Origin of the sequence: Propioniciclava soli, assembly GCF_014858005.1 — a bacterium.
Taxonomy (GTDB): Bacteria; Actinomycetota; Actinomycetes; order Propionibacteriales; family Propionibacteriaceae; genus Propioniciclava; species Propioniciclava soli.
In genome coordinates this window covers 317,297-342,418 of record NZ_JACYOT010000005.1, presented here as the reverse complement: position 1 = coordinate 342,418, position 25,122 = coordinate 317,297, and the positions used below count along the sequence as shown (strand labels likewise).

At 73.2% G+C, this 25,122-nt stretch carries 24 protein-coding genes; 14 read left to right on the top strand and 10 right to left on the bottom strand.

Translation table 11 applies throughout. The features are described 5' to 3' along the window. The first annotated feature begins 4 nt into the window (after positions 1–4). The 5 genes from mmsB to larB are packed head-to-tail and all read left to right on the top strand — an operon-like array spanning position 5 to position 5,116. Positions 5–1,237 (top strand): multiple monosaccharide ABC transporter permease, encoded by a 1,233-nt coding sequence (gene mmsB, locus IFY26_RS06695; RefSeq protein WP_232548220.1) that lies wholly within the window; start codon positions 5–7, stop codon positions 1,235–1,237. Positions 1,238–1,267: 30 nt separating this feature from the next. After that, complete coding sequence (gene larC, locus IFY26_RS06690; RefSeq protein WP_232548219.1) at positions 1,268–2,590, top strand: nickel pincer cofactor biosynthesis protein LarC; 1,323 nt, start codon at positions 1,268–1,270, stop codon at positions 2,588–2,590. 9 nt (positions 2,591–2,599) lie between these two features. Further along, on the top strand, positions 2,600–3,580 hold the full coding sequence (locus IFY26_RS06685) for a squalene cyclase (RefSeq protein WP_232548218.1): 981 nt from the start codon (positions 2,600–2,602) through the stop codon (positions 3,578–3,580). Between the two features lie 11 nt (positions 3,581–3,591). After that, positions 3,592–4,461 (top strand): ATP-dependent sacrificial sulfur transferase LarE, encoded by an 870-nt coding sequence (gene larE / locus IFY26_RS06680; RefSeq protein ID WP_232548217.1) that lies wholly within the window; start codon positions 3,592–3,594, stop codon positions 4,459–4,461. Then, positions 4,454–5,116 (top strand): nickel pincer cofactor biosynthesis protein LarB, encoded by a 663-nt coding sequence (gene larB, locus IFY26_RS06675; protein ID WP_232548216.1) that lies wholly within the window; start codon positions 4,454–4,456, stop codon positions 5,114–5,116. The genes larE and larB overlap by 8 nt, the downstream gene beginning before the upstream one ends. Before the next feature lie 24 nt (positions 5,117–5,140). Here larB and recO read toward each other — a convergent pair whose 3' ends face one another. From recO to IFY26_RS06660, 3 genes are read right to left on the bottom strand one after another with little or no spacing between them, the layout of a single operon-like run. Next, positions 5,141–5,881, bottom strand: a complete 741-nt coding sequence (gene recO / locus IFY26_RS06670; RefSeq protein ID WP_232548215.1) for a DNA repair protein RecO — start codon at positions 5,879–5,881, stop codon at positions 5,141–5,143. A gap of 30 nt (positions 5,882–5,911) precedes the next feature. Then, entirely contained in the window at positions 5,912–6,892 is a 981-nt protein-coding gene (locus IFY26_RS06665) for an aldose epimerase family protein (protein WP_232548214.1), read from the bottom strand. A 25-nt stretch (positions 6,893–6,917) separates the two neighbouring features. Further along, positions 6,918–7,925, bottom strand: a complete 1,008-nt coding sequence (locus IFY26_RS06660) for a LacI family DNA-binding transcriptional regulator (RefSeq protein ID WP_232548213.1) — start codon at positions 7,923–7,925, stop codon at positions 6,918–6,920. 112 nt (positions 7,926–8,037) lie between these two features. Here IFY26_RS06660 and IFY26_RS18120 point away from each other — a divergent pair, with 112 nt between their 5' ends. The 3 genes from IFY26_RS18120 to araA are packed head-to-tail and all read left to right on the top strand — an operon-like array spanning position 8,038 to position 11,913. Then, positions 8,038–9,663, top strand: coding sequence for a xylulokinase (locus tag IFY26_RS18120; protein WP_232548212.1), 1,626 nt, complete (start codon positions 8,038–8,040; stop codon positions 9,661–9,663). Between the two features lie 41 nt (positions 9,664–9,704). Beyond that, positions 9,705–10,385 carry an L-ribulose-5-phosphate 4-epimerase gene (locus tag IFY26_RS06650; protein WP_232548211.1) on the top strand — a complete coding sequence of 227 codons (681 nt, stop codon included), beginning with the start codon at positions 9,705–9,707 and terminating at the stop codon, positions 10,383–10,385. A gap of 28 nt (positions 10,386–10,413) precedes the next feature. Beyond that, a complete protein-coding gene (gene araA, locus IFY26_RS06645) occupies positions 10,414–11,913 on the top strand; it encodes an L-arabinose isomerase (RefSeq protein WP_232548210.1) in 1,500 nt (499 codons plus the stop codon). 24 nt (positions 11,914–11,937) lie between these two features. On the opposite strand, the gene IFY26_RS06640 is transcribed toward araA, so the two are convergent. Further along, entirely contained in the window at positions 11,938–12,339 is a 402-nt protein-coding gene (locus IFY26_RS06640) for a Fur family transcriptional regulator (RefSeq protein WP_232548209.1), read from the bottom strand. A 68-nt stretch (positions 12,340–12,407) separates the two neighbouring features. Between IFY26_RS06640 and IFY26_RS06635 the strand changes: the two genes are divergently transcribed. Continuing rightward, positions 12,408–12,716: an antibiotic biosynthesis monooxygenase family protein gene (locus IFY26_RS06635; RefSeq protein WP_232548208.1), complete on the top strand. Its 309-nt coding sequence runs from the start codon at positions 12,408–12,410 to the stop codon at positions 12,714–12,716. Between the two features lie 7 nt (positions 12,717–12,723). Here IFY26_RS06635 and IFY26_RS06630 read toward each other — a convergent pair whose 3' ends face one another. Then, complete coding sequence (locus IFY26_RS06630; protein WP_232548207.1) at positions 12,724–15,048, bottom strand: NHL repeat-containing protein; 2,325 nt, start codon at positions 15,046–15,048, stop codon at positions 12,724–12,726. A 196-nt stretch (positions 15,049–15,244) separates the two neighbouring features. Between IFY26_RS06630 and IFY26_RS06625 the strand changes: the two genes are divergently transcribed. From IFY26_RS06625 to IFY26_RS06615, 3 genes are read left to right on the top strand one after another with little or no spacing between them, the layout of a single operon-like run. After that, positions 15,245–16,417, top strand: coding sequence for a DegT/DnrJ/EryC1/StrS family aminotransferase (locus IFY26_RS06625; protein WP_232548206.1), 1,173 nt, complete (start codon positions 15,245–15,247; stop codon positions 16,415–16,417). Continuing rightward, positions 16,414–17,151, top strand: a complete 738-nt coding sequence (locus tag IFY26_RS06620; protein ID WP_232548205.1) for an amidohydrolase — start codon at positions 16,414–16,416, stop codon at positions 17,149–17,151. The genes IFY26_RS06625 and IFY26_RS06620 overlap by 4 nt, the downstream gene beginning before the upstream one ends. Continuing rightward, the gene (locus IFY26_RS06615; protein WP_232548204.1) at positions 17,148–17,873 is read left to right on the top strand and encodes an amidohydrolase family protein; all 726 of its coding nucleotides are present in this window, start codon (positions 17,148–17,150) and stop codon (positions 17,871–17,873) included. The genes IFY26_RS06620 and IFY26_RS06615 overlap by 4 nt, the downstream gene beginning before the upstream one ends. A 26-nt stretch (positions 17,874–17,899) precedes the next feature. Here IFY26_RS06615 and IFY26_RS06610 read toward each other — a convergent pair whose 3' ends face one another. The 5 genes from IFY26_RS06610 to IFY26_RS06590 all read right to left on the bottom strand — a co-directional run bounded on the left by IFY26_RS06610 (position 17,900) and on the right by IFY26_RS06590 (position 23,108). Then, positions 17,900–18,958, bottom strand: a complete 1,059-nt coding sequence (locus IFY26_RS06610) for a dihydrodipicolinate synthase family protein (RefSeq protein WP_232548203.1) — start codon at positions 18,956–18,958, stop codon at positions 17,900–17,902. Next, complete coding sequence (locus IFY26_RS06605; protein ID WP_232548293.1) at positions 18,958–19,977, bottom strand: NAD-dependent epimerase/dehydratase family protein; 1,020 nt, start codon at positions 19,975–19,977, stop codon at positions 18,958–18,960. Before IFY26_RS06605 ends, IFY26_RS06610 begins: the two co-directional genes overlap by 1 nt. A gap of 20 nt (positions 19,978–19,997) precedes the next feature. Beyond that, positions 19,998–20,807 (bottom strand): carbohydrate ABC transporter permease, encoded by an 810-nt coding sequence (locus IFY26_RS06600; RefSeq protein WP_232548202.1) that lies wholly within the window; start codon positions 20,805–20,807, stop codon positions 19,998–20,000. After that, entirely contained in the window at positions 20,804–21,751 is a 948-nt protein-coding gene (locus IFY26_RS06595; RefSeq protein WP_232548201.1) for a carbohydrate ABC transporter permease, read from the bottom strand. Before IFY26_RS06595 ends, IFY26_RS06600 begins: the two co-directional genes overlap by 4 nt. A 97-nt stretch (positions 21,752–21,848) precedes the next feature. Further along, positions 21,849–23,108, bottom strand: a complete 1,260-nt coding sequence (locus tag IFY26_RS06590) for a sugar ABC transporter substrate-binding protein (protein ID WP_232548200.1) — start codon at positions 23,106–23,108, stop codon at positions 21,849–21,851. Between the two features lie 146 nt (positions 23,109–23,254). Between IFY26_RS06590 and IFY26_RS06585 the strand changes: the two genes are divergently transcribed. Then, complete coding sequence (locus IFY26_RS06585) at positions 23,255–24,058, top strand: Gfo/Idh/MocA family oxidoreductase (protein WP_232548199.1); 804 nt, start codon at positions 23,255–23,257, stop codon at positions 24,056–24,058. Positions 24,059–24,068: 10 nt separating this feature from the next. Continuing rightward, complete coding sequence (locus IFY26_RS06580) at positions 24,069–25,082, top strand: LacI family DNA-binding transcriptional regulator (protein WP_232548198.1); 1,014 nt, start codon at positions 24,069–24,071, stop codon at positions 25,080–25,082. The last annotated feature ends 40 nt before the right edge of the window (positions 25,083–25,122 follow it).

Here is a 25,122-nt window from a genome sequence, read left to right as displayed (position 1 = left end):
CCCGATGACGGCGTCCGCCTCCACAACCCCTGCCGCCGCCGCGCCCGAGCCCCAGCCGGCCGCGCCGAAGTCGGCGACCCAGCGCGCGTCGGCGCTGCGGCAGTACGGCATCCTCGGCGCGCTCGTCGCGATCGTGCTGTTGTTCCAGTTCCTCACCGGCGGCCGGTTGCTGATGCCCAACAACGTGGCCAGCCTGCTGCAGCAGAACGCGTACGTGATGATCCTGGCCATCGGCATGCTCATGGTCATCGTCGCCGGGCACATCGACCTGTCCGTCGGGTCGGTCGTCGCGTTCATCGGCGGCGTGCTGGCGATCTCGATGATGCAGTGGAACCTGCCCTGGCCGCTGGCCGTGCTCCTGGCCCTGGTCGTCGGCGCGCTGATCGGCTGCTGGCAGGGGTTCTGGGTCGCCTTCATGGGCGTCCCGGCGTTCATCGTGACGCTGGCCGGCATGCTGCTCTTCCGCGGTCTGGCGATCGTCATCGTCGGTGAGACCATCGCGGGGCTGCCCGCCGGGTTCATCGCCATCAGCAACCGGGGCGCGCTGGGCTGGCTCGGCTACGTCGGCAACCTGGACGTGTTGACCGTGGTCATCGGCGTGGTCGCCGCCGTCGGTCTCGTCGTGTCCCAGCTGCGCAACCGGGCCACGATGACCCGCCACGGGCTCGCACCCGAGGGAGCCGCGATGTTCTGGATCCGCAACGGCCTGATCGTCGCGCTCATCCTCTTCTTCACCTGGACGCTGGCAAACAGCTCCATCGGCACCCCGTTCGTGCTCATCCTCTGCGCCACCCTGATCCTCGTCTACGCCTTCGTGATGAACCGCACCGTCTTCGGGCGGCACATCTACGCCATCGGTGGCAACGTCGCGGCGGCGCGGCTCTCGGGTGTCAACGTGCGGCAGACCAACTTCTGGATCTTCGTCAACATGGGCGTGCTCGCGGCGCTGGCGTCCGTGGTCACCACCTCGCGCGCGGGCGCCGGCATCGCCGCGGCGGGCGTCAACTTCGAGCTGGACGCCATCGCCGCCTGCTTCATCGGTGGCACCGCGGTGACGGGCGGCATCGGCCGGGTCTCCGGCGCGATCATCGGCGCCCTCATCATGGGCGTGCTCAACATGGGCCTGTCGATCCTGTCCGTCGACCCCGCGTGGCAGCAGGCCATCAAGGGACTGGTGCTGCTCGGCGCCGTGGCGTTCGACCTCATCAGCAAGCGGCGGGGCGGCGCGGGCGCCTGACGCTTCCTCGGACCGGGCAGGATGGGGCCCATGGTTCACGCGTGGTTCGACGTCACCGCCGGGGTCGCCGGCGACATGGTGCTCGGCAGTCTGTTGGACGCCGGCGCGGACGTGGCCGCCGTGCAACAGGCGCTGGACGCCGTCGCGCCCGGCTCGGTGCGCCTCGAGACCGAGGTGGTCGACCGGGCGGGTCAACGCGGCACCAAGGCGCGGGTCCGCGTCCTGACCGACGACCCGCCGCACCGCACGTGGCGCTCGATCCGGGCCCGCCTGGCCGAGGCCGACCTCGATCCGACCACCCGTGACCGGGCCCTGGCCGTCTTCGGCCGGTTGGCGGACGCCGAGGGCGCCACCCACGGCATCGCCCCCGACGACGTCCACTTCCACGAGGTGGGCGCGCTCGACTCGATCGCCGACGTCGTCGGCTCGTGCGAGGCGTTGCGGCTGCTGGGCGTCACCAGCGTGTCGGCCTCCCCGGTGGCGCTCGGCTCCGGACGCGTCCGCGCCGCCCACGGCGACATCCCCGTCCCCGTGCCCGCGGTCGCCCGCCTCGTGGTGGGCTGGCGGACCCTGGCGTCCGCCGGCACGCCCAGAGCCCACGCACCCGGGCACGCGCACCCGCACGCGCATCCGTACCCGCACGGCCACCAAGACGACCCTGCCACCGGAGCCCACGACACCCCCGCCGAGGTGCTGCCCCCCGGCGAACCGGGTGAGCTGGCCACCCCGACGGGGGTCGCGCTCATCCGGGCGCTGGCCGACGTCTGCGAGGCGCTGCCGCCCCTGCTGGTGACCGGCCTCGGCGTGGGAGCGGGCGGCCGCGACACCCCGGGCCGGCCCAACGTCGTCCGCGTGATGCTTGGCGAGTCGGTGGCCGACCACCCGGCCACCGATCTCGCCGAGCTCCGCGCCAACGTCGACGACCTCGACCCCCGCCTGTGGCCCGGGGTGCTGGACGCCTGCCTGGCCGCCGGTGCCGCCGACGCGTGGCTCGTCCCGATCCAGATGAAGAAAGGACGCCCCGCGTTCACCGTGCACGCCCTCGCCGACGCGGCGTCCCGGCCGCGGATCATCGACGTGTTGCTGTCGCACACGACCACCCTGGGCGTCCGCGAGTCGCCCGTGACGCGCACCGTGCTCGACCGGTCCTGGACCGACGTCGACGTCCTCGGCCAGTCGGTGCGCGTCAAGGTCGGCGCGCGCGGGGGCCGCGTGCTGCACGCCGCCGCGGAGTTCGCGTCCGTGGTCGACGCCGCGCGGGCGCTCGGCGTCCCCGAGGCCGAGGTGGCCCAGCGGGCCGCGGCGGCGATCGTCGCCGCGGGGCTGATGCCGGGAGTCCGTCACCCGCAGTAGCGTTGCGGCATGGACACCGCAGTGCTCGACTGGCTGCTCGACTCCGACCCGGCCCTGCGCTGGCAGGTCGAGCGTGATCTCGCCGGGGCCGACGAGGTCACGTGGCAGGCGACCCGCGCCCGGGTCGCGACCGAGGGGTTCGGCGCGCGGCTGCTCGCGCTGCAGGACGACGACGGCCAGTGGGCCGGCGGCGCCTACTTCCCGACGACGATCACCCACCCCGTGGAGTGGGGGGATCGGGAGTCCCAGCCGTGGCTCGCCACCACCTGGGCGCTGAACAGCCTGCGCGAGTGGGGGGTGGACGCCGGCGTCCTGGCGGGCACGGCCGACCAGCTGGCGGCGAACTCCCGCTGGGAGTACGACGACCTGCCCTACTGGGGCGGGGAGGTGGACGCCTGCATCAACGCCTGGACCCTCGCGAACGGCCAGTGGCTCGGCGCGGACGTCGGTGGTCTGCTCGCCTGGTTCGCCGAGCACCGCATGGCCGACGGCGGCTGGAACTGCGAGTGGGTCAGCGGTGACACGCGCAGCTCGTTCCACTCGACGCTCAACGCGCTGATCGGCCTGCGCCAGTTCGAGGAGCTGGGCGGCGGTTCCACGCGGGAGCTGCGCGCCCCCGCCGAGGAGTACCAGCTCTCGCGCGGCCTGCGGTTGCGCGCCTCCACCGGTGAGCCGGTGGGGGACTGGGTGGACGCCCTGGAGTACCCCTTCCGCTGGCGCTACTCGGTGCTCCGCGCGCTCGACCACGTCCGCGCGGCGGCCCTGCTCGACGGCACCCCACCCGACCCCCGGCTGGCCCCCGCCATCGACGCGCTGCGCGCGCAGCGCACCGGCGACGGCCGGTGGCTGCAGGGCCGCCGCGACCCCGGTGCCGTCTGGTTCCTCGTGGACGCCGATGCGGGCGAGCCGTCCCGCTGGCTCACCTTCCATGCCGAGCGCGTCCTGCAGTGGTGGGACGCCGCCGCGCCGGCCGGCGCGCCCCGCGGCTAGACTGCCGCCCGATGACATCTGCCCCAGCCACCGCCCCGTTCGCCGCCCTGCCGGAGGGGCCACGGGCCGACGCCGACGCCGTCGCCGCGCTGCTGGCCGGCCACGGTCGCGTCGGGGTGGCGTTCTCCGGTGGGGTCGACTCCGCGGTGCTGCTCGCGGTGGGCGTCCGCGCGCTGGGGCCGGACGCCGTGCTGGGCCTGCTGGCGGTGTCGCCGTCGCTGGCCCGCGACGAGCTGGCGCGGGCGCGGGCGACGGCGTCCGAGATGGGCGCCCGCCTGGCCGAGTTCGCCACCCACGAGGACGCCAACCCCGCCTATCGCGCCAACGGCGTCGACCGGTGCTTCCACTGCAAGGACGAGATGTTCACCGTCATCGACGCGACGCTCGTCGCCGAGCACGCGCTGGGCGCGGTGGCCTACGGCGAGAACGCCGACGACGCGGTGCGGCCCGACCGGCCGGGTGCCCAGGCGGCGACGAACCACGCGGTGCTGCGTCCGCTCGCCACCGCCGGGCTGACGAAGGAGCGCGTCCGCGCGCTTGCCCGCGCGCTGGGGCTGGGGGTGGCCGACAAGCCGGCCGCGCCCTGCCTGGCCAGCCGCATCCCGCACGGCCAGGAGGTCACGCCGGCGAAGCTGCGCCAGATCGAGGCCGGCGAGGAGGTGCTGCGCGCGCTGGGCTTCACCGACGCGCGGCTGCGCCACCACGGCGACATCGCCCGCATCGAGGTGCCGGTCGCCGAGCTGGCGCGCCTGGCGGACGCCGGCGTGCGCGAGCAAGCGCTCGGGGGCATCCGCGCGGCGGGGTTCCGGCACGTGACGGTCGATCTCGCGGGCATCCAGTCCGGCGCGTTCACGCTGCAGGTGGTGCGCTCGCGTGGCTGACGACGACGTCGCCGACCTCGATCTCGGCCGCGGCGAGCGCCGCGGCTACCCCGAGGCCGTCTACTGCGAGGGCAAGTCGGTCGAGGCGTGCGCCGAGATCGCCCGCCGGGTGGGTGCGCGGGCCGACGTGGTCACGATCTTCACCCGCGCGGACGCCGACCGCGCCGCCGCCATCCTCACCGTGCTGCCCGACGCCTTCCACGACCCGGTGGCCCGGCTGCTGGTGTGGCCGGCGCGGCAGCCCGAGGCGTCCGGCGAGCTCGTGGTCGTGGCGTGCGCCGGCACGTCCGACCTGCCGGTGGCCCGCGAGGCCCTCCTCACCGCCCGCCACCTCGGCCGGCGCGCCGAGCTGGTGGTCGACGTCGGCATCGCGGGGTTGCACCGCACGCTCAGCCGCCTGGAGCTGTTCCGCTCGGCCGGCGTGGTCGTGGTCGTCGCGGGCATGGACGGCGCCCTGCCGGGGCTGATCGCCGGGCTCGTCGCGTGCCCGGTCGTCGCGGTGCCGACGTCGGTGGGCTACGGCGCCGCGTTCGGCGGGATCGCCCCGCTGCTCACCATGCTCAACGCCTGCGCGCCCGGGGTCGGCGTGGTCAACATCGACAACGGCTACGGCGCCGGCCACCTCGCCGCGCAGATCGCGGCACCGCGCGGGTGAGCCCGGCTCAGCGTTCGACCAGGCTCAGCGCTCGACCAGGCCCAGCGTGCGCAGGCCGCGCTCGGTGTGCCAGCCCACGAAGGCGGCGATCAGCCCGGACGCCTGGCGCTGGACGCCGGCGTCCACCGTCCGTGTCGCCTCCCACGAGCCGCTGATGAGGGCCTGCAGGTAGGCCAGGGCGCCCGGCCGCAGCAGCGGCGTCCCCGGCGGCCGGCACCGCGGGCAGACCGTGCCACCGGCGGCGGGGGAGAAGGCCTCGTGGGGGCCGGCGTCCCCGCAGGACGCGCAGTCGCCCAGGCTGGGCGCGAAGCCGGCGGTGGCGACCGCGCGCAGGAGGTAGGAGTCCATGACCATGGTCGGCGGCCGCTCGCCGTCGGACGTGCCCGCGGTCAGCGCGTGCAGCCCGCCGGCCAGCAGCCGGAACTGCGCCAGCGCAGGCTCGCCCTCCACGCCCACCAGGCGGTCGGCGGTCTCGAGGAGCACCTGGCCGACGGTGTAGCGGGGGTAGTCCGCGCCGAGCGGCTGCGACCAGGGGTGCAGTGTGACGGCCTCGGTGATGACGTCGAGGGTGCGCCCGGTGGCGAACTGCAGGTCGACGTGGCTGAACGGCTCGAGCCGGGCGCCGAACTTGCTCGACGTCCGCCGGACGCCGCGCGCGACGGCGCGCACCTTGCCGTGGCGGCGTGACAGCACGGTGATGATGCGGTCGGCCTCGCCCAGCTTGTGGGTGCGGAGGACGACCGCCTCGTCACGGTAGGTCGGCACCCGCCCATTGTCGCAGGGCGGGGAAAGGACTCAGAGCGACAGGCGCCAGCGCGTCGTCGAGGTGTACGACTGCCCGGGCTCCAGCCGGATCGACGGGTAGTCCGGCCGGTTGGCGGCGTTGGGGAACTGCTGGGTCTCCAGGGCGACGCCGGCGTGGTCGGGGTAGGGCCGGTGCAACCCGGCGGTGCACCGCTGCAGCCCGGCGCCGGTGAACACCTGCAGGCTCGGCTGGTCGGTCCAGATCGCCAGGCTGCGGCCGGACGCCGGATCCGCCAGCTCGGCGACGGGCTCGCCGTCGAGGCCCGGGGCGTCCAGCACGAACGCGTGGTCGAGGCCGTCGACGGCCCGCACCTGCGGGTGGTCCGCGGCCATCGCGTCACCCAGGCGGACGCCGCCGCGCAGGTCGAACGGGGTGCCAGTCACGTCCTGGGGGTCGCCGGTGGGGATGCCCGTCTCGTCGGTGAACAGGACGCGGCCGGCACGCACGGTGAGCACCTGGTCGAGAATCGTGCCGGAGCCGGCGAGGTTGACGTAGGGGTGCGAACACGGCGAGGCGAGCGTGACCTCGGTGGTGGTGACGGTGATGACGTGGGTGAGCTCGGCGCCGTCCAGGGTGTAGGTCACCGTGGTGGTGAGCACGCCGGGCAGGCCGCCGGGGGCGTCCGACCACTCAAGCGCCAGGGTGACGCGGTCGTCGGTGGCCTCGGTGATGTCCCACGTCTTGGTCGAGAAGCCGTTCGGCCCGCCGTGGAGGGTGTTGCCGCGGTCGTTCACGGCCATCGCGTGATCGGTGCCGTCGAGGGTGAACCGGCCGCCTTCGATGCGGTTGGCGGTCGGCCCGACGAGTTCGCCGAGGTAGAACTCTCCCTCGGCGCGGGCGGCGTCCTCGGCGTGGCCGAGCACGAGATCGACGTCGCCGTCGTCGGTGTGCGCGACGACCCGGTTGAGCGCCGCGCCGAGCGCACGCACCTCGACGGTGAACAGATCGTTGCTGAGGGTGTGGTGGTCCATGATGGCCTTCCTGGTGGGGGACGCGTCAGCGGGTGCTGGCGCGGACGACGAGTTCTGCGGTGACGGTGTGGTGCTCGGCGGGGCCCCCGTCGACGGCGGCCAGCAGCGCGGCGACGGCCCGCGAGCCCACGACCGCGAACGGCTGGCGCACCGTGGTGAGGGCGGGGGCGAGGTGGGCGGCACCCACCATGTCGTCGAAACCAACGACGCTGACGTCCTCGGGCACCCGGACGCCGGCCTCCCGCAGCGCGGCCAACAACCCGAGCGCCATGACGTCGTTGGCGCAGAAGATCGCCTGCGGCACCCCGTCGGCGATCCACGCCCGGCCCACGGCGTGCCCGCACTCGGCGCTCCAGTCACCCTCGGCCAGCCGGCCGCGGGGCAGGCCGGCGGCGCCGAGGGCGTCCGCCCACCCGGCGATGCGGCGCTCGGCGTCGATCCACCCCGGCGGCCCGCTGAGGTGGGCGATGTCGGTCAGCCCGCGCGCCACGAGGTGGGAGACGGCGGCGCGGGCGCCGGCCGCCTGGTCGACGCCGACGCTGCCCACCGCGCCGGTGGCGGCATCCGCCACCACGAGGACCGGGCCGGCGTCCCCGGCGGCGCGGGCCGCGTCCACGAGCCAGGGGTAGGGGGCGATGACGGCGATCCCGTCCACGCGATGCGCGGCGAACGAGGTGAGGATGGGGTCGACCTGCGACGCGTCGTCGTCCAGCACCCCGACCAGCGCGGTGAAGCCGGCCGCGCGCGCGGCGGTCTCGATGCCGGCGAGCACCGCGGACGGGCCGAGGTGGGGCAGCCCGGTGGCCAGCACGCCGAGCAGGCCCGAGCGGCGGGTGACGAGGGCGCGGGCGGCGAGGTTGGGGCGGTAGTCCAGGGTGGCCATGGCGGCCCGGACGCGGTCGCGGGTCGCCTCGCGCACGTGGGGGGAGCCGTTCAGCACGCGGGAGACGGTCTGGTGGGAGACGCCGGCCAGGGCCGCCACATCGCCCATGCCGGCGGGCCGGGACCGGCCGCCCCCGGTCGTCGTGGTCATCGCCGCCACCCCCTCGGGTCAGTTTTGGCTGCTAGTCTAGAGCCAGCCCGTGTGAACGCTAACATCCCGGCGACGGAGATGGGTGGGATCCAATCGGGCGGAGGGAGCAGAGGTGACGCAGACGGAGCAGCCCGCGGTGGGCGCGGACCAGGAGCGGGGCCGGCAGGCCATCGTCGACGGCGAGACCAGCCTCGGCATCGAGTTCGGCTCGACGCGCATCAAGGCCGTCCTCATCGGGCCCGATCACCAGCCTCTTGCCAGCGGATCGCACGCGTGGGCGTCCACCCGCGACGGCGGGCACTGGACCTACGACCTGGCCGCCGTCGTCGCCGGACTGCAGGCCGCCTGCGCCGACCTGGCAGCCGCGGTCGAGCGCACCCACGGCGTCCGCTGGGAGCGCGTCGGCGGCGTCGGCGTCTCGGCGATGATGCACGGCTACCTCGCCTTCGACGCCGACCGCGAGCTGCTCGTGCCCTTCCGCACCTGGCAGAACACCACGACGGGGCAGGCCTCGGAGGAGCTCACCGCGCTCTTCGGACACCCCATCCCGCAGCGCTGGAGCGTCGCGCACCTCTACCAGGCCGTGCTCGACGGGGAGGAACACGTCAGCCGCGTCGCCGCCCTGACCACGCTCGCCGGGCACGTCCACACGCTGCTCACCGGGGAGCGCGTCCTGGGGGTGGGGGACGCCTCCGGCATCCTCGCCATCGACCCGGCCACCGGCACGTGGGACGCCCGCATGATCGAGCAGTTCGATGCGCTCGTGGCCGAGCGTGACGTGCCGTGGCGGCTCGCGGACCTCCTTCCCCGCGTCCTGCCCGCCGGTGAACAGGCCGGCACGCTGACCGAGGCGGGCGCCCGGCTGCTCGACCCGAGCGGCGCCCTGGCGCCCGGTTGTCCCGTCGCCCCACCGGAGGGCGACGCGGGCACGGGCATGGTCGCGACGAACGCGGTCGCCCCGCGCACCGCCAACGTGTCCGCAGGCACCTCGGTCTTCGCGATGGTCGTGCTGGAGGGGCCGCTGTCGCAGGCCCACGCCGAGGTCGACCTCGTCACGACGCCGGCCGGCGACCCCGTGGCGATGGTCCACTGCATCAACGGCACGCTCGACCTGAACGCCTGGGTGGCGCTGTTCCGCGAGGCGGCCGGGCTCCTGGGGGCCGAGGTGGACGAGACCCGGGCGTTCGAGCTGCTCTACACCGCCGCGCTGGGGGCGGACGCCGACGGCGGCGGCCTGCTCGCCTACAACTACGTCGCCGGGGAGCACGTGACCGAGCTGGAGGAGGGGCGTCCGCTCCTCGTCCGGACGCCGGGGAGCTCGTTCAGCCTGGCCAACGTCATGCGGACGCACCTGTACGCGGCCTTCGGCGCGCTGCGGATCGGCATGGACGTGCTCGACGCCGAGGGCGTCGAGGTGGACGAGATGATCGCCCACGGCGGGGTGTTCGCCACCAAGCAGGTGGCGCAGCGCTTCCTCGCGGCGGCGATGCGGACGCCGGTGTCGGTCGGTGCCACGGCCGCGGAGGGCGGCGCCTGGGGCATGGCGTTGCTCGTGTCGTTCCTGCGCGCCGGTGGCGGCGACCTGGCCGCGTGGCTGGCGTCCGAGGTGTTCGGCGACGCCGCGGTCGAGACCGTGACCCCGGATGCGGCCGACGTCGCCGGTTTTGACACCTTCATGGCGCGCTACCGCGCCGGGCTCGCCATCGAGCGTGCGGCCGTCGACGCCCTGCCGTCCTGAGCACGTTCGTTTCCCGTCTGCCACCACCTGAGAGGACCCCGATGACCGACCCGCGCCTGGCCGAGTTTCGCGCCGAGATTGACCGCGTGAAGCAGGTGGTGACCGACCTGCACGCCGAGCTGCCCGCCAACGACCTCGTGACGTGGACCGCCGGCAACGTGTCCGAGCGCGTGCCGGGGGTCGACCTGTTCGTCATCAAGGCGTCGGGGGCCCGGTACCACACCCTGACGAGCGACGACATGGTGGTGTGCGACCTCGACGGCAACCGCGTGGAGGGGGAGCGCAAGCCGTCCTCCGACACTGCGGCCCACGCCTACGTGTACCGGGCGATGCCGCAGGTGCAGGGCGTGGTGCACACCCACTCGACCTACGCGACCGCCTGGTCGGCCCGGCGCGAGCCGATCCCGTGCGTGCTGACGATGATGGCCGACGAGTTCGGCGGCGACATCCCCGTCGGCCCGTTCGCGCTGATCGGCGACGACTCGATCGGCCGCGGCATCGTCGAGACGCTGCGCGACTCGCGCTCGCGGGCCGTCCTCATGGCCAACCACGGCCCCTTCACCATCGGCTCCTCGGGGCTGGACGCGGTGAAGGCGGCGGTGATGCTCGAGGAGGTGGCGCGGACCGTCCACACCGCGCGGCTGCTCGGGGAGCCGCAGCGGATCGACCAGGCCGACATCGACCGGTTGTGGGACCGGTACCAGAACGTCTACGGGCAGTGACGCGGCCCACCAACCAAGGGAGAACAAGATGAGTGAGCGCAAGCAGGTGTGGTTCCTGACCGGCAGCCAGGGGTTGTACGGCGAGGACGTCCTGACGCAGGTGGCCGACCAGAGTAGGACGGTGTCGGACGCGCTGGCGTCCGCCGAGCAGATGCCGGTCGAGGTGGTCGCCAAGCCGGTGCTGACCGACACGGCCGGCATCCGGCGCGTGATGATCGACGCGAACTCCGACGACGCCTGCGTGGGCGTCATCGCCTGGATGCACACGTTCAGCCCGGCGAAGATGTGGATCACGGGGCTCGACCTGTTGGCCAAGCCGCTGCTGCACCTGCACACGCAGGCCAATCGCGACCTGCCGTGGGCCACCATCGACATGGACTTCATGAACCTGAACCAGGCCGCCCACGGCGACCGCGAGTTCGGCTACATCCAGACGCGGCTGGGCAAGAACCGGACGACGGTGGCCGGGCACGTCTCGAACCCGTTGGTGGTGGAGCGCGTGGCCACCTGGGCCCGCGCCTGCCTGGGTGCGGCCGAGCTGGCGCAGCTCCGCGTCTGCCGCTTCGGCGACAACATGCGCTCGGTGGCCGTCACCGAGGGCGACAAGGTCGCCGCCGAGCTGACGTTCGGCGTCAGCGTGAACACGTGGGGCGTCAACGACCTCGTGGCGGTCGTGGACGCGGTGGCGGACGCCGACGTGGACGCGGTCGTCGAGGAGTACCTCGACCTGTACGACGTGGCCCCCGAGCTGCGCCCCGGTGGGGACCGAGCGGAGTCGCTGCGCTACGGCGCCCGCCAGGAGGTGGCGCTGCGGCGCTTCGTCGTCGACGGCGGCTTCGGGGCGTTCACGACGACGTTCGAGGACCTCGGCGGGCTGAAGCAGCTCCCCGGCCTGGCGGTGCAGCGGCTCATGGCCGACGGCATCGGGTTCGCCGGCGAGGGCGACTGGAAGACCGCGGTGCTGGGCCGCGTCCTGAAGACGATGGAGGTCGGCCTGCCGGGCGGCAGCTCGTTCATGGAGGACTACACCTACCACCTCGAACCCGGACGCGAGCTCTCGCTGGGGGCGCACATGCTCGAGGTGGATCCCTCCATCACCGGCGAGAAGCCGCGCATCGAGGTGCACCCGCTGGGCATCGGCGACCGGGAGGACCCGGTGCGCATGGTGTTCACCGCCGCGACCGGGCCGGCCGTGGTGCTCGGCCTGTGCGACCTGGGCGACCGGTTCCGCATGGTGAGCAACGACGTCGAGCTGGTCGAGCCGCTGGAGGACCTGCCGAACCTGCCGGTCGCGCGTGCGGTGTGGCGGGCGGACGCCGACTTCAGCACCTCGACGGAGTGCTGGCTGCTCGCGGGTGGGCCACACCACACGGTGTTGTCGACCTCGTTGCGGCGCGAGCACCTCGCGAACCTGGCGACGATGCTGGACGTGGAGCTCGTCTCCATCACGGGCCGGACCGAGACCGAACAGTTCGCCAAGGAACTGCGGTGGAACAACGCCTACCACCGCCTGGCCATGGGGTTCTGAGGGGGCAGCGTCAGCGCGGGGCTCTCACGACGCGGCGCAGGCCGCGCAGGTGCCGAACAGTTCGAGCTCGTGGTCGACGTCGATGAACGCGTGCCGCGCGGCGATCGTGCCGACGAGGGACTCGAAGTCATCGAGCTCGAACTCCACGGTTCTGCCGCAGGAGCGGCAGATCAGGTGGTGGTGGTGGCCGGTGCCCTGCCCGCAGGAACGGTAGGCGGCCTGGCCGTCGGGCGTCCGGATGACATCGGCCTCGCCGGCCTCGGCCATCGACTGGAGGCTCCGGTACACCGTCGCCAGCCCGATGCTCTCACCGGCGTGGCGGAGCAGGTCGTGGATGTCCTGGGCGGTGCGGAACTCCGCCAGACCGTCGAGGGCCTCGGCGACGGCCGTCCGCTGCCGGGTGCGGCGTTGCGGTGTCTGCGTCATGGCAACCTCCTCGCGGGGGAGCCTACCCGGACGTCCTTGCGGGCGGCGTGGCAGCTAGGGTGACGGCCATGGTCGTGGTCAACCGGTTCCGCGTGGCGCAGGACGCCGCCGCCTCCTTCTCGGGGCGGGCGGACGCGGTGGCCGCGTTCTTCGGGTCGTGCCCGGGCTGTGAGGGCGCCGAGGTGGTGCGCAACCTGGACGACCCCGAGCTGTGGGCGATCGTGACGCGCTGGGCCGACGTCGGCTCCTACCGCCGCTCCTTCAACGGCTACGAGGCCAAGATGGCCCTCATGCCGCTGCTCGGCGAGGCCATCGACGAGCCGAGCGCCTACGCCGACCCCGCCGACGTCGGGTTCAACGTCCCCCGGGGCAGCTGAGCCGGCCCTAGCGCCCACGGGCCGCGTCCCACAGCAGCCGTCGCTCGATCGGGCTCAGCTGCCCGGCCGCGACCCGAGCGCTCAACCACGGTTGGAGCACCGCCTCGTATCGGCGTGGGGGGACGCCCTGGGTGGGGATGAGATCCTGCAGCGTGCAGCCGGTGGTGAGGAACCGGTTGCGCACGGTGGTCGTGCGGCCGAGCAGCGTCACGTACGGCCGCGTGTCCGGCGCGGCGCAGTCGGTGGCGGCCGGCCCGTACTGACCCAGGTGCGTGAAGCTCCGGGCACCCTCGGGGCGCACGGTCGTCCACAACGAGCCGTCGGGGGAGAGCTCCCACCGCTGCGTCCCCTCGCTGAGCAGGGTGGTGGCGACGAAGACCAACGGATCGACCACGACGACGGCGTCGTCGACGCTGGCGTACAGGTAGCCGTTGGGGTGGAAGACGAGCTCGCCCTCACCGGGCTGGACGGGCCCGGAGGTGCCGAGGTGCAGCGTCCGGGTCACCGCGAGCGTGTCCGGGTCGGCCTCGAACAGCGTGTGGTCGGCCAGGCCGTAGAGCAGTCCGTGGTGCTCCACGAGCGCGTTGACGCTGCGGGCGCCCTCCACCGGGGTGACCGACGCGACGACGGACTTCGTTGCGGCGTCCCACGCGATGAGGGTGCCGGAGCCGGGCACGGGTTGCGTTCCGGTGCCGCCCACGGTGGACGACCCGGCGAACACCCGCGAGCCGACGAACGCGAGCGCGGCGATCGTGTGGTCGGGCACCACGTCGACGGTGACGTCGACGGCCCCGGTGGTGGGGTCGAGGACGGCGATGGCCCCGCCGTGCAGCCCGTAGTCGGGGTTGGTGCCGTACCAGATCCGGCCCTCGTGTTCCTTCGCCTCGATGGGGCGAATCTGCTGGTGGGAGTCCTTCAGCGTCGCGTGGGTCGTCAGGGTGGGCGAGGAGGAGGACGAGAAGGGTGCGCTGACCAGCGTGCCGTTGGGGTAGACCCCGGCGTGGATGACGCCGTCGACCAGCGTCCAGTCCTCCACCTGCCCGAAGCGGGTGAACGGCGTGGCGGTTCCGCGCGCCACGTCCCAGCGGCTCGTGTCCCCATTGAGGAACGCGTTGACCAGCACTTGGCTGCCGTCGGCGTTGGGGAGGACGTGCTGCAGCGGGGACGGCACGCGGGGGATGTCGTACTGCAGCCGCTGCCAACGACCGCTGTCGATGTTGAGCATGAAGCCGCCGCCGGAGTAGTTGCCGGCGAGGGCGTAGAGGACGTCCTGGCCGTTCTCCACCGTCCAGCCGTACCCGATCAGGGCCCCGCGCACGGTGGTGTTGGCCCCGGTGCGCGCGACGGTGTCGGTGGCGAGGTCATAGCGGACCACCTCGACGCTGTTGCGGCCGTTCACCACCTGGGTGCTGGAGAAGTAGACGCCACCCTGCTTGGCCTCGGAGACGCCGCGGGCGCTGAGCGGGTAAGCGGTGAAGGGGAGGCTGGCGGACACGTCGGTGAAGGCGACCTCGGTGAATGACTCGGCGTCGACGACCCGGACGTACCCGCCCCAGTTCACGAACACCCTTCCCTCGGCGTAGTCGAGGTCAGAGACGGAGCTGACGGCCTTGGGGGCGGCGGCCAGGGTGACCTCGGCCAGCGCACCGGTGGTGAGGTCGAACCGGTAGAGGTGGGCGGTGGCCTGCGTGCCGATCCACAGGGCGTGGCGGTCGGGGTCATAGACCGTGCGTGTGTACTGGACGGAGGCGTCCGGAATGGGCACCTGCAGGTCGGTGAAACCGACGCCGTCGGCGTACGACCACACGGTCGCCTGGGGGTAGGAGCCGCCGTAGACCGTGCCGTCGGGGGCGAACGAGAGGCCGTAGAGGTAGGTCGCCCCGCCCGGGGCCTGACCCAGGTCGGTCATCTCGGCGGTCGCCGGATCCCATCGGTAGAGGTGGCCGTCGGTGTAGGTGGCGGCGTACACGCGGCCGTCCGGGGCCACCTGCACCATGGGGGCGCCGGATGCGCCCACCATGGGGTACTGGCCCAGCAGGGTGTTCGTGCCCGAGGTCGCGGTGGACACGTTGAGCGCGGCGTCCTCACCCATGGGGGCCGCGTAGGCGACGAAGGTGCCGTCCGGGAGGTGCCCGAAGTCGCCCTCCACGACCGTGAGGGAGCTGATCGGCGAGCCGAGGTCGGTGAGGGCACCCCCGGGCGCCGGGGGAGCGGTGTAGCTGGCGGGCAGGGGATTCTCCGCGGCGTGGGCGGGTGCCACGAGACAGACGGACGCCGCGAGGGCGGCGGCGAGGACGCCGAACAGGGGCCGTCGAGCAGAACGCAGGGCCATGGTTCCTCCAGGGGATGTGGTCACCGGTGACTTGGTCTGGACACCACGGTAAACGTATTCTACGGCGTCCGACAAGGGGTCGCGCGGGCCTGTTCCGAGGCGCAGAAAAGCTTTGCTCCCTGTGCGGCCCGGGCGCTAGCGTGGAGCACCGGGGCCGGGCGGCCTCGTCTCAAGACGCAGGGGGCAGGAGCGACCGGTGGAACTCACCCAGCGACAACCGTTCGGCGCCGAGGCGCTCGAGAACTGCGCCGCCGCGCTGGCGTCCGGCAGCCTGTCCAGCGTGAACGGGCCGTTCACCGCGCGGTTGGAGGAGGGGTTCGCGTCCTTCTACGGCGCGGCCCACGCGGTGGCGGCCTCCTCCGGCACCGCGGCGCTCCACACCGCCGTCGCGTCCCTGCGTCTCGAACCCGGCACCGAGGTGGTCGTGGCGCCGATCACCGACGCCGGTTCGGTGGTGCCCCTGCTGTACGAGGGTCTCATCCCGACGTTCTGTGACGTGGACGAGCACCTCGCCATGACGGTCGAGGGCGTCGAGGCGGCGTTGACCGAACGCACCGGCGCCATCATGCTCGTTCATCTGTTCGGGGGCGTGTCGGACGCGGCGGCGCTCCGCCGGCTCGCCGACGAGCGGGGCCTGTTCCTCATCGAGGACTGTTCCCAGGCGCACGCCACGCGCCTGGGTGACCGTTTCGTCGGCACCTTCGGGCACCTCGGCGCGTTCAGCATGCAGCAGACCAAGCACATGACCAGCGGCGACGGCGGCGTGGTGATCACCGATGACGACGAGCTCGCCGCGCGCATGCGGCTGTTCCGCGACAAGGGCTGGGACCGGTCCTCCCCGCACGCCCGCGCCTACCCCCACCTCGGGCTCAACTACCGCATCACCGAGCTGCAGTCCGCCGTCGCCCTGCCCCAGCTCGCGACGCTGCCGGCCGTCGTCGCGCGGCGCCGAGCGATCGCGGCCCGGCTGGACGAGGCCGTCGCGCAGGCGCCCGGCGCGACGGTCTGGCAGCCACCTCCCGGCGGGCCGGCGTCGTACTGGTGCTACCCGTTCTACGTGGCCCCAGAACGCCGCGACGCCGTGGCCGCGGCGCTGCGCGAGGCGGGGGTGCCCGTCACGGGTGGCTACATCGGCGCGCCGATCTTCGAGTGCCTGGCCGCGACCCACGAGCAGCGCACGTTCGGTTCCTCGGGCCACCCCTTCCCCCTGGCCGGCGAGGGCTTCTCGTATGCCGACGTGGCGGTGCCTCACGCCCGAGCGGCGTTGGACCGGGTGGTGGTGGTGTGGATTCACGAGCACCTCACCGACGCCGACACCGACGCCATCGCGGCGGCCATCACCGAGGCCTGCAACAGGGGTGCGGCGTGAGCGCCGGCACAAACGCTGCGGCCCTGCAGGTGTGGGACGCCGACCTGCTGGTGGGGCGCGACCCGGTGACCGCCGTGCGCACCGCGGTGCCGGATCTGGCCGCCTGGCTGGCGGCGGGGGCCGGCGTCCCGATCGTCGGCGGCGTGCTGGGCTCCCTGCGGGCGATGACGTTCGACGCCGCGTCCGGCAACGCGGAGGCGGTCGAGGCCGCACGCACGCTCGGCCTGGTGCCCTCCCTCACCCTGGAGACGCGCGACTGGCTGGGGGCGAGGGCGGCGCTGGCGGCGGCCCCGGACGGCACGGTGGTTCGGTTGGCGCCGCAGCGGCAGGACTGTCTGCCCACCCATCCGGGGTTCGCCGCGATCGTCCGGGCCTGCGCGGAGCGTGATCTCGTCGTGTTCGCCGAGGGTGACGTCCGGGTGTGGGGGCCCGCCTACGCCGGCCGGGGGTTGCGCGTGGTGTTCCTCGACGCCCACTTCTACCATCTGGGCGACCTCGTGGCGCTGGCCGCCGACGAGCCGGGGTTCCACGTGTCGACGCGGCTGCTGAACGGGCCGGACTCCCTCGAGATCGTGGTCGACGAGCTCGGATCGGACCGGTTGGTGTTCGGTTCCCGCGCCGGCTTCCACGAGGGGCGCTCCGCGGTCGAGCGGCTGTTGACGTCCACCTTGGACGACGAGGCGCGGCGCGCCGCGGCGTCCGGGAATCTCGCCCGTCTGGTGGGGCGCGCATGATCGTCGACGCCCACGCCCACTGGGGCCCTTGGTTCTTCTCGATGGAGACCGGCTCGCTGGCGCTCAACCGCGCGCTGCTCGACCGATTCGGCATCGACGTGCAGGTGGTGAGCGCCATCGAGGCGATCACCTACGACCCCGTCAGCGGCAACGCGGCGCTGGAGCGGGAGTTCGCGAACGCCGACGACCCCCGCCTGCGGGGCTACGTCACCATCGACCCCCGCGACCTGGCGGCCGCCGAACGGGATCTGGGTCGGCTCACCCGGCCGCGCTGGGTGGGGGTCAAGATCCACACGCACTACACGGCCACCCCCATCGCGTCGGGCGCGATGCGGGACGCGCTGCGGCTCGCCACGGACGCCGGCCTGCCGGTCCTCGTGCACACGTGGGGTGGGGACGTGGTCGACCTCGCCGACCAGGCGGCGGCCATCGACGGGGCGCGCCTCATCGCCGGCCACATGGGGGCCAACGCGTGGCGGCTGGTGCCCGACGCGCGGCGCCGCTCCGACCGGATCTGGTTCGAGCCGTGCTGGTCCCAGCCCGAGGCGCACCGCATCCGCTGGGTCTTGGACGCCATCGGCGCCGACCGGCTGGTGTTCGGCACCGACGCCACGCTGATCGATCCGTCGGTCACCTTCGGGGCGGTCCACGCTGCGAGGCTCTCCGACAGTGAGCGCGCCGCGGTGATGGCCGGCAACGCCGCCGACCTCCTCGGGCTCTGACCCCGCCCCCCAACCGGCGCCTGCGGTCAGGACAGCCAGGCGTCCCGGTGCTCGGCGATGAAGTCCTCATCGAGCAGGTCGGGGAACCGGCGGCGGGCCGCCGCGATGAGGTCGGCCTGCCCCGGTGAGACCCGCTCGGTCGGCGCCAGACAGCGCGCCGAGGGGGCCAGGCCCTGCTGGCGCAGCACCTCGTTGACGCCGGCCACGCAGCCGGCGAACTGGTGGACCACGTCGAAGACCGCGGCGTTGACCTCAGTGAGGTCCTGGCCCAGGGCGAGCAGATCGGGCGACGCGTCGCTGGCCGCCAGGCAACGTTGCGTCAGCTGCGCGGCCGCCCGGGTGCCGACGGCGAACTGCCCGAGGAGACCGCCGGCGCAGCGCAGCTCGCGCTCGACACCGCCCACGACGCGGCGGTGCGGGGTGACGAGGTCGGCGACGATGGCGTCGTCGTTGCCGGTCAGGAGCGCCACGTCGCGCCACCGGTCGGACGTGAGGATCGCCGACGCGACGTCCCGCGTCCGGTAGCGGTCGAACGGCGCGGCCTTGACCCCGATGCACGTCGGCTGCTCGACCAGCCGCTGCCAGAACCGCGGTGAAAGGTAGCGTCCGCCCACCGACTCCTGCAGGTAGAACCCGATGGTCGGCAGCGCGGCACCGACGGCCGCGGCCCGGTCCAGGATCGCGTCCTCGCCCGCGTCGGGGGCGCCACGGCTGCTCAGCAGCACGGCCCGGTAGCCCAGGGACGCCGCCGCCTCGGCCTCGGCCACCGCCTGGTCGGTGTCCCCGCTCACCCCGGCGACCAGCGTCGCATCCAGACCGGAGGCCGCCAGCTCGTCGTGGACGAGCTCCCAGACGTCGCACAGCAGCGCGCGGTCGTCGTGCAGCTCGAACTGCGTGGTGTGGACTCCGACCGCCAGCCCGGCGACACCGGCGGCCAGGTGGTAGCGGACCACCGCGCGCTGGGCGCGCCAGTCGATGCGCCCGTCGGCTCCGAGCAGCAGCGGCATGGCGGGGATCGCACCGCCGAGCGCGGGTGGCCGCGCCGTCGCCAGCGCGCCGGGCCCGCTCGAGGTGGCGGAGGTCATCAGAATCTCCCGTCTCGGGTCTGGAACTTGGTCGCCTTGCCGAGCTGGCGCCCCCCGGCGGCGATCCACGCGGCCGTCCACGCCCGGGCCTGGGCCAGCCCCACGGTGGGGTAGCCGAACAAGGCGTGGCAGCGCGACGCGTCCGAGAGCAGCGCCTCGGGCGCCTCCGCCCCGACGATGTGCGCCTCGCGCCCGAGCAGGGCGGCGAACTGCTCGGCGAGGCGGCGGGTGGAGGCCTTCTCCGGGCCGGTCCCGTTGAGGACGAAGGGTTCCGGTGCGGCGTGCTCCAGGAGCCGGATGCTCCAGTCGGTGGAGTCGCGCTGCCACACGACGTTCACCGCCCCCATGGTCACGTCGACCTCGGCACCGGAGGCCACCTTGCCCGCGATGTCGGCGAGCACGCCGTAGCGCAGCTCGACGGCATAGTTGAGGCGGTAGATCGCGACCGGCGTGCCCCACTGCGCGGCGGCGTGGGCGAAGGCCTGCTCCCGGGCCAGGCAGCTCTGGGCGTAGGTGCCGACGGGTCCGACCGGATCGGTCTCGGAACAGCCCCCCGAGTGCGGTGGCACGAACGGGTAGACGTTCCCGGAGCTGTAGACCACCGTCGGGACGCCCCGGTAGCGCGACGCGGCCAACCCGGGCACCACGGCGTTCATCCACCACGTGAGGTGCTGGTTGCCCGTCGAGCCGAACTTGTTCCCGGCCAGGAAGAAGACCGCCCCGGCGTCGGGCAGCCCGGCCCAGGCATCGGGATCGGCGAGGTCGGCGGTCACCGGCTCGACGCCCCAGCGGATCAGCCGGTCGCGCACGTCGGCGTCGGACCACCGGCTGATCGCCAGCACCCGCCGCGGCGAGCCCGCGGCGTCCAGCGCCCGCCGGAGCATGCGGCACAGGGTGGGGCCCACCTTGCCGCCCGCCCCGAGCACCACGATGTCGCCGGTGGTGGACGCCAACGCCGCGGCCACGGCGTCCGACGGCGCCGAGAGCTGCTCCTCGAGGGCCGCCTCGGTGGTGGGCATGTCGGTCACGGGTGGCCTCCTCAGCCCTTGATTCCGGTGGACGCGATCGAGTTGACGAGGTGCCGCTGCAGCAGGAAGAAGATGACGAGGCAGGGGATGACCGTGATCAGCGCCCCGGCCATCACCTCCGAGCGGGCAACCTGCTCGCTCTGCAACGTCGCGAGGCCGACGGTCAGCGTCCGCATGGCGTTGGACTGCGCCATGACGAGCGGCCAGAGGAAGTCGTTCCAGTGCCACAGGAAGACGAAGATGCCCAGCGTCGCCAGGATCGGCTTGGTGAGCGGCAGCACGATCTGCCAGAAGGTGCGCCACTCGCCGGCACCGTCGACGCGGGCGGCGTCGAAGAGCTCGTCGGGCAGGTCGCGGATGAACTGGCGCATGAGGAACACCGCCTGGCTGTTGGCCAGCGTCGGCACGATAAGACCCCAGAACGTGTTCACGCCCTCGAGCCGGGCCATCAGGATGAAGAGCGGGATCAGCATGGCCTGGAAGGGCACCATGAGCGTGGCGAGGAACGACCAGAACAGGATCTCCCGCCCCGGGAACCGCTTCTTCGCGAAGGCGTACCCCGCCATGGCGGCGGTGAGCAGCACGATCACGACGCTCACGACGGAGTAGACCAGGCTGTTCCACGTCCAGCGCACGAAGTTGCCGGACGCCAGCGTGGCGCGAAGGTTGTCCAGGGTGAGGGACGCCGGCCACGTCTGCGGGATCGTCGGTGCATAGGGCGGGCTCAGGGCGAGGACGACGACCATGAGGAACGGTGTGACGGTGCCGAGCGCCAGGAGGCCGGCGAGCAGGTGCGCGGGGGTGAGGCGTCGCTTGGTCATGCCGTCTCCCGGTCGAGCACGAGGCGCTGCACCAGCGAGAGAACCAGCACGATCGCGAACAGCACGACGCCGACGGCCGCGGCCTGACCGAAGTTGAAGTACCGGAACGCCGAGTCGTAGAGGAAGTACACGAGCGAGTAGGACGCCCGCGCCGGGCCGCCGCCGGTCATGACGTAGGCGGTGTCGAACACCTGGAACGCGGCGATGGTCTCGATGACGAGAACGAAGAACAGGCTGGGGCGCAGGAGGGGCAGGGTGATGTGGCGGAACTGGCGCCACGCGGTGGCGCCGTCGATGCGGGCCGACTCGTAGAGCTCCTCGGGAATCGTCTTGAGGCCGGCGAGCAGGATCAGCATCGAGTAGCCGTAGCCGTGCCACACCGACGCCGACGCGATGGAGGTCAGGATCAGCGGCTGGGCTCCGGACAGGAACGGGATGGGTGCCTGGCCGAGGGCGCCCACGACCGCGTTGATCGGCCCCTCCAGGGAGAGCAGCCACGTCCAGATGATGCCGGCGAGGACGAAGGAGGTGACGTACGGCAGGAACATCATGGAGCGGAACAGACCGGAGCCCCACACGATGTGGTTGAGCAGCAGCGCGATGCCCAGCGCCACGGCGAGCACGAGCGGCACGTAGATCACCGCGTAGAGCAGGGTCGTGGCCAGGGCGTTGCGGGCCACCTCGCTGGTGAAGAAGTCGGCGTAGTTCTTGAGGCCCACGACGTCGAAGTCCCCGGAGAGCTTGTAGTTGGTGAAGCTCAGCCCGATGGCCCCCAGCGCCGGGAAGGCGCGGAACATGACGAACAGCACCAGCATGGGCAGCACGAACAACAGCCCGGCGGTCATGTCCCGGCGACGCGCGGCACGGCCGGGGACGCGCGGGGCGGAGCCGGTGCGTGTTCGACGGGGGTCAGCCGGCACGTCGGCCGCGATGACGGACGCCATGGTGCTCCCTCCTGGGTGGGGATCCTCGGGTGGGGATCCGTGGCGGGGGGAGGACCCGGCCGGCCTGGCGACGGGCCGGGTCCTCTGCAGGGACGGGTCAGCTCTGCAGGATGGCGTTGCACTCGGTCTCGGCGTCGGCGAGCGCCTGCTCCACCGTCTTGGTGCCCTGGAGCGCCGCCTGGATGTGCGCGGACAGCGCAGCCATCACCTGGCGCGAGTGCGGGTTGACCTCACCGGGGCGGGCGTACTGCAGCGCCGCCTGGAACGGCTCGTTGAGCGGGTCGGAGCTGTCCGCCGTGGCGTCGGTGCGGGCCGGGAAGTAGCCGGACGCCTCCGACAGGCTGGTCTGGAACTCCGCGGAGGAGAGGTAGCGCGCCACCACCTCGGCGGTGCCGTCATCATCGCTGATGGACGTCCGCGCCAGCAGGCCGGGCAGGCCGAACGTGACCTGCTCCTCACCCGTGAGGGGTGCGCCGACGGCGACGGCGTCCTCGCCGAGGGCGGTCTGCAGGGTCACGGCGTCCGCCTTGACGGCCATCGGGGTCATCGCGATCGTGCCGTTGGTGAGGCCCGACCCCTCGACGGTGTTCTCCTTGGTGGCGGCGTCGGCCGGGAGGGCGTTGGCGTTCTTGAGGTCGACGAGCAGTTGCAGCGCGGCGCGGCCCTCGTCGGAGTTGAAGGCCACGGATTCCCCGTCGTCGGCGAACACCGAGCCCCCGGCCTGCCACAGGAACGGGTAGTACGTCATGTTCAGGGTGGCGACGCCGGAGTAGTCCATGAGGGTGATGCCGTTGGCGGCCAGGGCCGGCGCGGCCGCGGTGAGGTCGTCCCAGGTCTCGGGCAGCTCCGTGATGCCCGCCGCCTCGAAGAGCGGCTGGTTGTACACCGGCGCGATCACCGTGTGGTAGAGCGGCACCGCGTAGATCTCGCCGTCGACCGTGGCGGCCGTGACGGCGGATTCCAGGAACGCGGGATCCTGGGCGTCCGCCAGCGACTTCAGGCCGCCGTTGTCGACGAAGCCGGGCAGCGAGTCGGGCGTGAGGAGCACCAGGTCGGGCCCGGTGTTGGACGCGATCGCCGTCGCCACCTGCTCGTCGCGGCCGGCCCACGGCTGCAGCTCGATCGTGAGGTCGATGGACGGGTGGTCCGCCTCGAAGGCGCTCTCGGCGTCCGCCCAGAAGGTCTGGGAGGCCGCGTCGTCGGCGATGACCGGGTACATCCACACCGTGACGTCGCCGCTGGGCTCACCGCCGGCGGTGTCCGTGCCGGCCGTGGTGCCGGGTGTTGCGGCGTTCCCCGAGCAGCCGGCGAACGCGAGGGTGAGGAGCGTGGCACTGGCCACGAGTCGTGACTTCATGGGGAACCTCCTGACGTGGGACTGCCCGGGTGACAATCCGGCTCCGACGCCTCCTGCGGCAGGAAACGTTTACTATGGCGGTGACAATAGCGCTGCCCAGGCCCGGTGGGAAGCGGTCTCGGCGCGTTTCGGAAGGGAGGTGCGGCGTGCGGATCGGCCTGGTGGGTGACGAGAGCAGCCACGCCGACGCGCTGGCGGGGTGGCTGGCCCGGCATCCGGATGCCGGGGCCCGTCTCACCGCCGTGGTCGCCCCCACGCGGGGCTGGGAGGGCCTCGACGTTGTCGCCGAGCCGCCCGATCTCGTGGGGCTGGTGGACGCCGCCGTCGTCCTGGGCCGCGACGGATCGCACCACCGCGGCGCCGCCGAACCGCTCCTGCGTGCCGGTTTGAGCGTGTTCGTCGACAAGCCCTTCGCGCTGACGAGCCGGGACGCCGCCGCGCTGATCGCCCAAGCTCGGGCGGCGGGCGGGCGGGTGACGAGCTTCTCCGCCCTGCGGTGGCACCGGGGGGTGGCCGGCGTGTCGCCGGCCCGCCCAGATGACGTGCGCGTCGTCCGGGTGAGCGGACCGACGGACCCGGCGTCCCCCCACGGTGGCCGCGCCTTCTACGCCCCGCACGCCATCGAGCTGGCCCTGGCGCTCGCCCCAGGCCCCGTGCGCGATCTCAGCGCCCACCCCACGCGGGAGGGGGTGGTGCTGCGCTGCCGTACCTCCTGCCCCATCGAGATTCGACTGCTCGGGCAAGAAGCGCCGTTTCGCGCCCGCGTCACCACACCGTCGGGGGCCCGGCAGGCGGAGCTGCCCCTGGGCCCGGACTATTTCGACCCCGCCGCGGCGGCGATCATGCGCTTCCTGGCCGGGGGACCGTCGCCCGTGGCCCACGCCGAGGTGCTCGACGGCGTCCGGCTGCTGGAGGCCGCGCTGCGGGCCGAGGCCTGCCCGGGGCGTTAGAGTCCGGGCCATGGGTGGCAACCTCAAGCAGGTCGCCCGCGAGGCGGGAGTCTCGCTGGCGACGGCCTCACGCGTGCTGTCGGGCAGCAGCTACCCCGTGAGCGCCGAGCTGCGCGAGCGCGTCGTCGAGGTCGCCGCACGGCTCGACTACGTGCCCAACGCGCAGGCGCGCGCCCTGATCACCGGCAACGCGCGCACCGTCGGGGTGCTGGTGGGCCAGGTCGGCGACCACTACTTCGACGCGCTGGTCGACGGCGTCCGCCGTGTCGCGGCCGAGGAGTCGTGCCTGGTCACCGTCGTGAGCACCGATCGTGACCCGGAGCGGGAGCTGGCCAGCTTTCGCCAGCTGCAGTCCCACGGAGCGAGCATCATCATCGTGGCCGGGTCCGGCCTCGACGACGAGGAGTACCGCGTGGGCCTGGCGGCGCGGGTGGCGTCGTTCTCCCAGACCGGTCGGGTGGTGCTGCTCGGGCGTCACGAGCTGGACGCGGGCGTGCCCGCGGTGCGCGTCGAGGCGGACAACCACGGTGCCGGCCACGCCCTGGGCGCCCACCTGCGCCGCCTCGGGCACACCCGCGTCGGTGTGCTCTCGGGCTCGGGGGTGGTGACGTCCACGGTGGACCGCGTGCGCGGGGTCGCCGACGGGCTGGGGCGGGCACCGACCGTGGTGCAGGTGCCGCAGACGCGTGACGGGGGGTACGCCGGCATGTCCCAGCTGCTCGCCCTGGACGCCGACCTCACCGCGGTGGTCGCCACCGCGGATCAGATGGCCATCGGCGCCCTCGCCTACTGTCGCGACCACGGCCTCGCGGTGCCCACCGACATGTCGGTGGCGGGCTGCAACGACATCTGGGTGGCCCGTGACCTCACCCCGTCGCTCACGACCGTGCACATCCCGTTGGAGGAGATGGGCGGCGCCGCCCTGCGCCTGGCTCTCGCGGAGGAGAACGGCGGGTTGAAGCGCCAGTTCTTCCCCGTCCAGCTCGTCGTGCGCGAGTCGACGGGGCCCTCCCCGGACGCCTGAGCAGCCGCCCCCTGGTGGGCGGGCGGGCTGACGAGCCGGG